7 protein-coding genes are annotated in these 8,894 nt (G+C 56.3%); 2 read left to right on the top strand and 5 right to left on the bottom strand.

Features of this window, described 5'->3' with window-relative positions:
- Nucleotides 1–4: 4 nt before the first annotated feature.
- Together ribD and E9531_RS16395 are read left to right on the top strand one after the other, a co-directional pair.
- Nucleotides 5–1,222: a bifunctional diaminohydroxyphosphoribosylaminopyrimidine deaminase/5-amino-6-(5-phosphoribosylamino)uracil reductase RibD gene (gene ribD, locus E9531_RS16390; RefSeq protein WP_244610159.1), complete on the top strand. Its 1,218-nt coding sequence runs from the start codon at nucleotides 5–7 to the stop codon at nucleotides 1,220–1,222.
- Nucleotides 1,219–1,995, top strand: coding sequence for a sulfite exporter TauE/SafE family protein (locus E9531_RS16395; RefSeq protein ID WP_244610160.1), 777 nt, complete (start codon nucleotides 1,219–1,221; stop codon nucleotides 1,993–1,995). The genes ribD and E9531_RS16395 overlap by 4 nt, the downstream gene beginning before the upstream one ends.
- A 154-nt stretch (nucleotides 1,996–2,149) precedes the next feature.
- Here the strand turns inward: E9531_RS16395 and E9531_RS17680 are convergent, their stop codons facing one another.
- The 5 genes from E9531_RS17680 to E9531_RS16425 all read right to left on the bottom strand — a co-directional run bounded on the left by E9531_RS17680 (nucleotide 2,150) and on the right by E9531_RS16425 (nucleotide 8,313).
- On the bottom strand, nucleotides 2,150–4,513 hold the full coding sequence (locus E9531_RS17680; protein ID WP_211343472.1) for an AAA family ATPase: 2,364 nt from the start codon (nucleotides 4,511–4,513) through the stop codon (nucleotides 2,150–2,152).
- A 3-nt stretch (nucleotides 4,514–4,516) separates the two neighbouring features.
- Nucleotides 4,517–4,759, bottom strand: coding sequence for a hypothetical protein (locus E9531_RS16410; protein ID WP_136574852.1), 243 nt, complete (start codon nucleotides 4,757–4,759; stop codon nucleotides 4,517–4,519).
- Between the two features lie 450 nt (nucleotides 4,760–5,209).
- The gene (locus tag E9531_RS16415) at nucleotides 5,210–5,908 is read right to left on the bottom strand and encodes an SPOR domain-containing protein (protein WP_136574853.1); all 699 of its coding nucleotides are present in this window, start codon (nucleotides 5,906–5,908) and stop codon (nucleotides 5,210–5,212) included.
- A gap of 24 nt (nucleotides 5,909–5,932) precedes the next feature.
- A complete protein-coding gene (gene argS, locus E9531_RS16420; RefSeq protein ID WP_136574854.1) occupies nucleotides 5,933–7,606 on the bottom strand; it encodes an arginine--tRNA ligase in 1,674 nt (557 codons plus the stop codon).
- 242 nt (nucleotides 7,607–7,848) lie between these two features.
- Nucleotides 7,849–8,313: an N-acetyltransferase gene (locus E9531_RS16425; RefSeq protein WP_136574855.1), complete on the bottom strand. Its 465-nt coding sequence runs from the start codon at nucleotides 8,311–8,313 to the stop codon at nucleotides 7,849–7,851.
- Between the last annotated feature and the right edge of the window lie 581 nt (nucleotides 8,314–8,894).

Genomic DNA, 8,894 nt, shown 5'->3' on the forward strand with positions numbered 1-8,894 from the left:
GCGCATGCTGGCATCAGAGACTTTCCCCGTTCACAGCTCCTATCCAACCCCGTCACCATGGATGCAACGCAGCCTGGATCTGGCGGCGCAGGCCGTGGGCATCACCAACCCTAATCCGGCTGTTGGTTGCGTCATCGTGTGCGCGGCTGGCCACAGGGTCTTGGGCGAAGGCCATACCCAGCCAGTAGGCGGACCACACGCCGAGGTGATGGCCTTGCGCGATGCTGCTGCCAAGGGGCACGACGTAGCCGGGGCTACCGCCTATGTCACGCTGGAGCCCTGTGCCCATTACGGGCGCACACCGCCGTGTTGCGATGCGTTGATCGCGGCAGGAATTGGCCGAGTAGTGGCTTCCCTGCAAGACCCGAATCCACAGGTCGCCGGTCAGGGCTTTGCGCGTTTGCGCGCAGCGGGTATCGCAGTGGATGTTGGTGATGGCGCAGCGCCAGCCCGGCAACTCAATCTGGGCTTTCTAAAGCGCATGGAAACAGGCATGCCTTGGGTACGTGCCAAAGTAGCCGCTTCAGCCGATGGTGGTACAGCTTTGCTCAACGGCCAAAGTCAATGGATAACCGGCCCTGCCGCGCGTGAAGATGGACAGCGCTGGCGCGCCCGTGCAGATGTTGTGATGACGGGCATTGGCACGGTTTTGGCCGATGATCCCTTGCTCAATGTACGCGTGGCTTTGCACGGCGGCACCACTCCCACTGCCCAGTCGCAGGCGCGTCAACCCCATTTGGCGATTGTGGATAGCCATTTGCGCACGCCATTGGATGCCAAACTATGGCAAATAGCACAACGCACCGTGTGGATTTTTGGGCTGGCTGCGCGAGACAGCGATGATTTCGCATGGGCGCAGCAGCAACGCCAGCGGCAAAGTGCCTTGCAAGCACAGGGTGCACATGTGGTGTTATTACCCGCCGCTACTCGCAGTGGTCAAACGCATGCAGTCGATCTACCGGCTGTGGTGCATACCTTAGCGGGTATGCCTGTCAATGAAATCCACGTGGAAGCAGGTGCACGCTTGAATGGTGGTTTATTGCAAGCGGGTTTGGTGGATGAGTGGTTGCTTTATTTGGCACCCAGCATGCTGGGCCAAGGTAAAGGCATGGCAGAGCGTGCTGCGCCATTGACTGCGCTGACGGATGCCGCCACCTACATTTGGGGCGACTGCCAACCCGTCGGGGCCGATCTTCGTTTACGCATGTTCAAAACACCATGATGGATCAATGGATGCAGTGGATGCCTGCCGATATGAGTGCAGGCTTTTTTGTGTTGCTGGTGGTTGCCAGTTTTTTCACTTCGGCATTGACAGGCGCGTTTGGATTAGGGGGTGGTTTGTTGATGCTGGTGGTGATGAGCATGGCCTTGCCGATGGCCACGGTCGTGCCTTTGCATGGCATTGTGCAGCTGGGCTCCAATACCAGCCGCTCCATCATTCAACGCAAGCACATCGACAAGGCCTTGGTGGCTTGGTTTGCCATTGGCGCGGTGCTGGGCGTGCTGGCCGGCGGCGCCGTTGCGGTCTCGATTCCCGACTCGTTTCTCAAAATCACATTGGCTTTGTTTATTGCATGGTCGGTGTTTGGCCGCAAAAGTCGCTTCGAAGTGTTCAGCAAATCCTTGTTGATTGGTGGCGGTTTTTTCACCAGTATGGCAGGCATGTTGGTGGGGGCGACGGGCCCTATCGTTGCGGCTTTGCTGGCCTCTGGCCAGTTGGCCAAGCACACTTTAGTGGCCACCCATGCCGCATGCATGGTGGTGCAACACGGTTTGAAAATTCTGGTTTTTGGCGGCTTGGGCTTTGCCTTTGGTCCTTGGGCCTTGCTGTTGGTACTGATGGTCGCCAGCGGTTTTCTGGGCACAGTCGTAGGTGCCCGATTACTGGATAACTTGCCCGAGCGCTACTTTCGTACGGGCTTCAAATTGGTGATGGGCTTGGCCTGCGCTCAATTGCTTTACTCGGCTGCGCAAGCGCTGTGGAGGGGCTTATAGGACTTGTCGGTTCATGGCTGAATGCCTACTCTGCCCATGCCTATGAGGAGAACAGGTTCTGTGCCACAGCATTGCGCTTTGCCATGACTGAGTGGGGAGCATTAGGTATTGCCAGATGCTCCCTCACTGCATTTTCTACCTATTTCTTACCCTATTACGCAGCCAGAAACTGGCGCCAAGCCTGCTCCCACGGCTCTAGCGCATCACTGGGCGCGGGTAGGTTGAGGCCAGTGACTTGGGCAAAGTCTTTGGCCTGTACATGACCATCGGCTATCAGGGCTTGTACCAAACGTTCGAACGGTTCGCGGGCGTCTTGCAACAAACGGTGCGCGCGTTGCATTTCGGCTTGCAGGCTGGCCTCCATAGCCGCATTGCTGGGGGCAATGTCGGTGTTAAGGTGCTCGTTGGTGTCGTGGGTGATATCCACATGGCTCAGGCGATCGCCCATGCCCCAGTGGCGGTGGTAGCGCGCAGCCTGTTTGGTGGCCTGGGTCAAATCTTCTTCAGCCCCAGTGCTCACGGCATCTTGGCCAAACACCCATACCTCGGCCGCACGTCCCGCTAGCGTGGTGCAGATTTCATCACGGGCCATGCGGCGTGATTCGGCCGCACGTGGTGTGTAACTGGCGTAGCCACCTTCAAACGATGCGACGTTGATGCGTACTTCAGTGGGGGCGCACTGGTTCAGCAAGGCATACACCAGTCCATGCCCGGCTTCGTGTACCGCCAGCAAAGTGCGAAAGTCGGCTTGTGTGCGCTTACGCAATTGATCAAGCTCTAGGTGCAGTGGCAACTGATGGTAGGCCAACGCAACGGCTGTAGACGTTGGGCCTTTTGCACCTGCCTTTGTCTCTGGCCTCGCCTCTTGCCGTGCTAACCCTGTGTCAGGTGCTGCATTGGATATGGCATTGGCTTGTGGGGCCGCAGGCCATAAATGCAGTGCTACATGTTTGCCATCTGCGCTCATGTCTAGCAGCAAACGTAAATCCTGCAGAGGTTGTGCCAGTTGCTCTGCTTGCGCGAGCACCCACACAGCCGCTTGCGACAGTGCAGGCCCCAACACCGCATGCACGGTAGAAAACACCGGCCGCGTGCCTTGCACAGGAAACACCGCATTGTCGTAGATGGCCGCTAATAGCGCCTGGCTGAGTTGGGCTTTGAGCCCAAGATGCTGGTGTAAGCCCATCAAGCGTTGCTCGCATGCATGGGCAATCAAGCATTCGTAGGCCGCGCGTTTGAGAGATGGGAACACCACATGCTGGTTTCCCAGGCGTGCCACTTGCTCAGGCCGGAAACGTTTGGCCAGCGCCTGTTTGACGTCGATGCTGGAGAGTTTTTCGGTGAAGCGATGGAACACATCGGCATCGGTATCGCAGTCCTGCACGCGCCTGGCTACGCCTTGGTACATCTCATCCAAGTTGCCGGTGACCAGAATCAGTAGCTTGCTGCGGTCAGAGCCCCAGGCTTGGGGTGAGGCGCGAAATTCGGCCAAACGTTGGCAAGCATATTGAGGTTCCCAGCGCATGATGTCGGTTACAGACTCGCTGAGCTTGAGCAACTGCCGAATATCCTGTGCATCCCAAGGTGAGATTTTGAAAGGCGATTGCTGGCGTTGGTTGCGTTTGGCTTGCTCTTTGGTACGTTCCTCTTCATCCATATCGAGCCAATCGTTATTGGCCTCGACGATGCGGTGGTTGTGTTTGTACTGGTGGTGCGCCAGCTCCATTTCCAAGCGTTCCAGCGTGCCCAACGCGGGCGACAAGCGGCCATCGGACAGCAACGTCCACACGTCCTGGTAGCGTTTAACTGCCACATCCTCGCCCTTGCGGTCGATGGTGCGAAAACGCTGAAATTCGTCAAGCAACAGTACGCCTGGTTGGCCTTCAACCATGCCCGAATCATCAAGCATGCTGGCAATGGTGTTGCGCGATGCACTGCCTTGGCTACCGTGACTGAAGCCATCCATCTGTACCTCAACAAAACACTCGTCCAGCTTGAGCTGCTGCACCAAACGGCGTGCCAGTTGGGTTTTGCCTGTCCCGGTGAGGCCCCACAAGCAAATGATGACCGGACGTTCGATGAGCTCGGGCAGCAAATACCAAGCACGTATCGAATCAATGACACGGTCAATGACGGTTTCTAGGCCAAACAGTTCCGTTTTCAGCGTGGCGCTGGCTGTATCGAGCACCTGCTGGCGTTCGACCATGCGCTGGCGCAAAGGGTGGGCAGTAGTGTTTGACGTATCGGAGCAAGGTAGTGGAAGCGTGGTATTCAAAGGCGGTGGTGTGAAGTCAGTTGACAAAGCAGAAGGAGAGGCGGTTGGGCCGGTTGATTTGGCCATCGTTGTGGCCACTGGTTGAGAAGAGGGCGCTAATGCAGACGCCAGATTCACTGCGCATGACGCATTTAAAGTGGACGCTGAGGGCTGCGTGGTGATCGTAGAGGATGCGATTTCCATTGGTATGGGGGCCTCGCGATCCGCCGTGACCAGTGGTGGACAAATAACGGCATGGTTCATGGTTTATTCCATATCGGTAGGGCGATGCAACCACTTGCCCAGAGCGACTTTGTCGCTACGGCGTTGTGCGCCTTGGCTGCGAATGTGCTTGCCAGAACCCGATGAAACCGCACGTTGCGCTAAGGCGCGCGCGACCGGATTACGTGGAGTTGGCAATGGAACTTGCAGCGCCAAAGGCTGGCGGATGCGACGCAATTTTTTGATTTGACCTTGCGCGAAATCGCGCGAGAAGGTTTTGGCACTCATGTGCACTCCATAAGCTAAAAGCCCCGGCAACGCGACACGGTCACGGCTCAAGGCTTTGCCCTGCTGGCGACGGTGGCGACTCATTCAATGGACGCGCACGACCAGCCGGGGCGGATGGAGACACGTCAGGGTTGAGTGGTGTGAATCAAAAAGAAGGTCATAAGGCATCTCCCGTGTGGAAGGGGATGGAGTGTGGCCAGGGGCTTGTCAGGCAGCGCCGTAATGGCTGCCTGCGTCATCCTCTGTACCGATGGAATGAAGGCGCGATGGTGCAACGTGGCGCGACACATGACAAGAGGGTGCAGCGTGAAAACAACAGAACATTTGTTGGCCACGATGGGCGTTGATCGCCTGTGCGCCCAAGCGGCAGACGAAGACGGCAGGCAACGCATATGAAAAAAGACCGTTGGGCTAAGCGCCACAACGGTCTGAGAAGGGGAATATGCGGGCTTATCGCGCTTGGCGCACTACGGCTGAATCAAAGCCCTGGTGGTCAAACTGGCGCTTGATGTTGGCCGCGTCTTCGCTTTTGGAGAATGGGCCCACACGCACGCGGTAGACGGTCTGGCCTTGTGCCTCGCGGCTGGTGATACGGGCGTCCCAGCCATTCATGGCCAAGCGTGCGCGCTGGGAATCGGCATCCGCTTGGGTGCGGTAGGCGCCTGCTTGTACAAAGTACTGGTAGGGGTCGGCCGCTGCTGGTGGTGTGCTGGCCGTCTCTGCAGGCGCCGGGCGGTTGCCCACACGCGCAGCCAATTCACCGAGCGGGTCTGCGTTGCCAGGCGTGGTGGATGGAGCTACTGCGACCACTTCGGAAGGTGGCTCAGGCAGCACTGGTGGCGATGGGTCTTGCGACGGCGATGCTGGAGGCAGTGGCCGCTGGGTTTGTGTTGTGGTCGCGCCTGACGAACGGTTGCCAGACAGGGCCGCATTGGGGTTCCAAGAGCGGTTGCGTTCGTCCTCCGTTGAATCCAGCGCAGACGGGCGCGTGTTGGCGCTGGTGTTGAGGAACGGAATCGGCATCTTGGAGACGTACAACGCCACGCCAATGGCGATGAGGCCGCCCAAGGTCAGGCCAATCAAAATGCCGGCCAGGGTGCCGCCGCGTTGTTGAGGGCCGGTTTTGTTCCGGCTGGTTTTCTTTGCCATAGCGAGGGTAACTTGCTCTAGTGGTTACATGCGCTCAGGGGCCGATACCCCCAACATTGCCAAACCGTTGCGCAGCACTTGCGCTGTGGCAGCAATCAGCGCCAGACGGGCCAGTTTAACCGCTTCGTCATCTACCAGGATGCGTTCGGCATCGTAGTAACTGTGGTAGCTGGCGGCCAAATCGCGCAGGTAAAAGCTCACATCGTGCGGCGCAAAGTCGCGTGCGGCGGCAGTCAGCATGTCAGGGTATTTGGCCAAAGTCACCAGCAGCGCTTGCGCTGCAGGGGTTTCCAGTGCGGTCAAATCCACCGCGCTCAGGCTGGCCAGATCACCGTCCCAGTCACGCAAAATCTTGTTGATGCGTGCATGGGCGTATTGCACGTAATACACCGGGTTGTCGTTGTTTTGCGACACCGCCAAGTCCACATCGAAGGTGTATTCGGTATCGGGCTTGCGCGAAAGCAGGAAGAAACGCACCGCATCTTTGCTGGTCCATTCAATCAAATCGCGCAGCGTCACGTAGCTGCCTGCACGTTTGCTGATTTTGACCTCTTCACCGCCACGCACCACACGTACCATCGTGTGCAGCACGTAGTCTGGGTAGCCTTGCGGAATGCCCACGTCAGCCGCTTGCAAGCCTGCCCGCACGCGGGCAATCGTGCCGTGGTGGTCCGTGCCTTGGATATTGATGGCCTTTTGGTAACCACGCTCCCATTTGGCGATGTGGTAGGCCACATCCGGCACAAAGTAGGTATACCCGCCATCGGTTTTGCGCATCACGCGGTCTTTGTCGTCGCCGTAATCCGTGGTCTTGAGCCACAGCGCACCGTCTTGCTCGTAGGTATGGCCTTGGTCGATCAGGCGTTGCACGGTTTTGTCAACGCGGCCGCTTTCGTACAGGCTCGATTCAAGGTAATACTGGTCAAACTTCAGGTTGAAGGCTTGCAGATCTTTGTCCTGCTCATTGCGCAGGTAGGCCACGGCAAATTGGCGAATGTTGTCGTAATCCTCGACATCGCCGTTAGCTGTGAACTCGCGGTCATCCGCCTTGACGGATTTTTTCGCCAGAAAATCGTCCGCAATGTCTTGAATATAGTCGCCGTTGTAAGCCACTTCTGGCCAACCCGCATCACCCGGTTTGACTCCCTTGGCGCGCAATTGCGTGCTCTTGGTCAGCGTGTCGATCTGCACGCCCGCATCGTTGTAATAAAACTCGCGGTGCACCTGCAAGCCTTGCGAGCCCAGCAAGCTGCAAATTGCATCGCCCAGCGCCGCTTGGCGACCGTGGCCCACGTGCAATGGCCCTGTCGGGTTGGCAGAAACAAACTCCACCACCACACGTTCATCGCGTGCTGGCTGCAGGCCAAATTGTTCACCCGCTCCCAGCACCTCGCGCACCAGCTCTTGCTTGGCCGTCGCTTTGAGGCGCAGGTTCAAAAAACCCGGTCCTGCAATCTCTACTGCTTGCACCCATTGCTGGTAGACCGGCAGGGCTTCAAGCGCGGCTTTGATCTGCTCGCCTAAAGCGCGTGGGTTTTGTTTGAGTGGCTTGGCCAGCTGCATGGCCGCCGTAATGGCAAAGTCGCCATGCTCGGCTTGGCGAGGCAGTTCAAAAGCGGCCTTTTCGCCAGCACCGGGCGAAATACCGTCGAGTACGGCGGCAAGGCCCGCCACCAATTCTTGTTTGATTTTCAGCATGGCGCCATTTTATGCGCTGGCATGCCTGCTTGCCTCCGCACATGTGGCTCATGCGAAGTCGATGAATGAGAACACCCGGTGGGAGTTGCTTATGCGGTGGTCAGGATAGTGAGAGAAAAGAGTTCAGAATGACCGCAGATGGAAATGCAGTCAGGATTTGTTCGAGTCGGAAGCAGGCACTGGTGTGGGAATAATCGAAACAAAATGATGAGTGGCTCGTTATCAGCACAAAGGCTAGAGTCTCATGCGCCAATACTTGGCAGAGCGTTAGAAGTGGAATGGCTATTCACCCAGGACATGGTGAGTTCCGGTTCATTTGTCGCGGCATCCATGTCTTCGCTGACGATCATGAATCCTTGGGACTTGTAGAACCTAACGCTTGCGGAATTGGCTGTGTAAACCGTCAAGTTGAGATGGTCACGCAGAGATTTTGCTTGGCTAATTAAGGATTTACCGATGCCTGAGCCTTGAAGAACTGGAGAAACAAAAATGGCAGCTAGTCTATTTCCCTGTAGTGCTATGAAGGCCGACACTTGCCCATTTTTTTCGTGAACCCATGCTTCAGACCCCGGAAGGTAAGTGGTTCGCATGCTTTCCAGATGTGAATGCCAGAAGTCTGAGGCTATGAAGCTATGTGCTTTGATAGAAGCACATAGCCACACATCAAGAACGGCATCCATGTCTGCAGTTGAAAAAGGTCGAATCATGGAAGTGTTTGAACTTGTGAGTCTACTGTTGGTGCTACTGCCTACGCAGTAAGGGATTCTGTCACTGTATTTTTGAACCCTGAAAATAGCAGTCAAAACTGGAATGATCTTGATCAACTAATCGTGAATGGTGGTTGCGGTTGATTGGTTTGCTCAACCCTTTGTTCATGTTCCGGCGCTCTGCCTGGAAAAGAAAATTTCATCGATTCACTCTAGTGTGCCAGTTTATTGATACAGAACCATGAGACGTATGCAGCGCATAGTGGCCCGATTGTCCGGTAGCTTTTGCTTGCCTGCCATTTTTTATCAATTCAATGATCCGCTGTGCATGTTTTGCAATGCCGATTTGCCCATTGATATTGATATAGCGCTCAGAAACAGCGTTCATTTCATCGCTGGGAATGAAGCACGCTGGCCGCGAATTACTTTGGAGGCGTGCTCTATTCCGTACTGCGGCTGCAGTCTATTTTGTCAAACATGCGCATCTTTTCTATCAGAGACAGATGACACGCAAGGTACGTCGATTTTACACAATGAGGTCTGCAGTTAAGGAAACTCTGCAAAAGGTCAGTCAAAGCCGA

The organism is Lampropedia puyangensis, from assembly GCF_004833285.1.
GTDB classification, from domain to species: Bacteria; Pseudomonadota; Gammaproteobacteria; order Burkholderiales; family Burkholderiaceae_C; genus Lampropedia; species Lampropedia puyangensis.

Coding starts and splice junctions, on each gene's coding strand:
- ribD (WP_244610159.1), top strand. CDS start 5: ATGCTGGCATCAGAGACTTTCCCCGTTCACAGCTCCTATCCAACCCCG.
- E9531_RS16395 (WP_244610160.1), top strand. CDS start 1,219: ATGATGGATCAATGGATGCAGTGGATGCCTGCCGATATGAGTGCAGGC.
- E9531_RS17680 (WP_211343472.1), bottom strand. CDS start 4,513: ATGAACCATGCCGTTATTTGTCCACCACTGGTCACGGCGGATCGCGAG.
- E9531_RS16410 (WP_136574852.1), bottom strand. CDS start 4,759: ATGAGTGCCAAAACCTTCTCGCGCGATTTCGCGCAAGGTCAAATCAAA.
- E9531_RS16415 (WP_136574853.1), bottom strand. CDS start 5,908: ATGGCAAAGAAAACCAGCCGGAACAAAACCGGCCCTCAACAACGCGGC.
- argS (WP_136574854.1), bottom strand. CDS start 7,606: ATGCTGAAAATCAAACAAGAATTGGTGGCGGGCCTTGCCGCCGTACTC.
- E9531_RS16425 (WP_136574855.1), bottom strand. CDS start 8,313: ATGATTCGACCTTTTTCAACTGCAGACATGGATGCCGTTCTTGATGTG.